Below are 1,551 nucleotides of genomic sequence, written 5' to 3' on the forward strand. Positions count from 1 at the left end.
GTGTGGTTGGGCTTCGCCCAGGCCATACGGAAGGAAGAAACCCCGAAGCACCAGTCTGTGTTCGCACACAAGCCGCCGAACCTCCTGTGCCTGCTGCACAGCCCAAAGCCGGACCCGAACCACCAAGCTGGGACACAGTGGACCGGAACCTGGAGACACCACCAACAGGCGGGGATCGATCAGGTTCCGGCCAAGCTCACGACGCCGCGCTCACGACGAGTAGCGGATCACGTGCAGTGCCATGGGTTCCTCGTCGAAGGACGGGTAGCCCTTTTCGGCCATGGAGTCGATCAGTCGCACACCGCTGTTCTCGTTGATCGCGATCAGCAGGTTGCCCACCGACTCCCGGCCGCGGAAGTCGTTGCGGCGGACCCACACCAACGCCCTGGCTCCCTGCGGGGCCGCTGCCACCTCGGTCAGCACCTCGCCCCAGCTCCCGTGCACTGTCGAGCCCAGTGGCGTGCCGAGTTCTCGCATCGTGGGCTCGAACCAGGCGGCTGCGCCGGGTGCGGGCGGGTCACCGATGCCCTCCTGCTCGACCTCCCACTGGGTCAGATAGGTCCACGGGTCGTTGTTCGGCAGGCCGAACGGGATCAGGCCCGCTTCTTTGGGCACGACGAGCGCGGCGTCCAGCATCTGATCACGCCAGTCGCCCGACTCCTGGAACCGCTGGGTGGTGCACGCGAACAGCCAGCCCCGGTTGGTCTCGTCCGCCGCGTCCGGCTGCACCACGACAACCGGTTCCTTGTAGGTGTGCTCCAGCCAACTGGTCGCCTTGTCCAAGGCGGCCTCCAGCGTCGGCGCGGGGTTTTCCCACGGCAGCGGCAGGAACTCGTGCCGCTCCCCCGCCTCCCGGTGGAAACGGGCCACGACTAGCTGCCCGACCTCCTCGTCGTTCAACCGCGCGAACGAACCCTTCTGGCCGTCGAGGAAGATCGCCTGGTCGCCGTCGTTGAAGGCATAGATCAGATGGCCGGTGAGATCTTTCCCGGCGTGCTGCCGTCGCAGCCACACCACCGTGCGCGTACCCGGCCCACCCTCCAGCAGGATCGACGTGACGTCCGCCCATGTCGAGCAGGTGGAGACCTCGGCGTCCGGGAAGTGCGCGGCCAGCATCCGGTCCCACCAGCCCGGCGCCTCGTCCATCGGTGTCCACGGCAACGCCGACGACGGACGGTGGTCGACAGCAGCGTCCGTGGCGACCACGCAGCCGCGTGCGTTGACCCGCCAGCGCCACGCCAACGGGTCGAAGTCCGCCGATGGCGCCCCGTTCAGCTCCTCGTCCAGTGGGTCGGCATTGGACACCGGGAACGGCTCGCCACCGTTCTTCGGTACGGCGATGGTCGCCGCCAGCATCGGCTCGTCCGACCCACCGGCATAGCCACAGCCGAACAACTGGGTCCGGTCGCCGTCGACCAGTGGCTGGTCGTCGGTGAGGGTGACCAGGCCCCCGTAGGTGCGGTCCAGCCAGTCGGCAGCCCTGCTCGAAAGAGTGTCGTTCATCGTCTACCTCGGTCAGTTGCTCGTCCGACGGACCCGTTGCCACCGCCA

Annotated in this window: 1 protein-coding gene; it reads right to left on the reverse strand. The window is 67.7% G+C overall.

The genetic code is table 11. The annotated features are described in order from the left end of the window. Window positions 1-210 precede the first annotated feature (210 nt). On the reverse strand, window positions 211-1,503 hold the full coding sequence (locus ALI144C_RS16505; RefSeq protein ID WP_076988012.1) for a YrhB domain-containing protein: 1,293 nt from the start codon (window positions 1,501-1,503) through the stop codon (window positions 211-213). Window positions 1,504-1,551 lie beyond the last annotated feature (48 nt).

This window comes from Actinosynnema sp. ALI-1.44 (assembly GCF_001984155.1).
Taxonomy (GTDB): Bacteria; Actinomycetota; Actinomycetes; order Mycobacteriales; family Pseudonocardiaceae; genus Kibdelosporangium.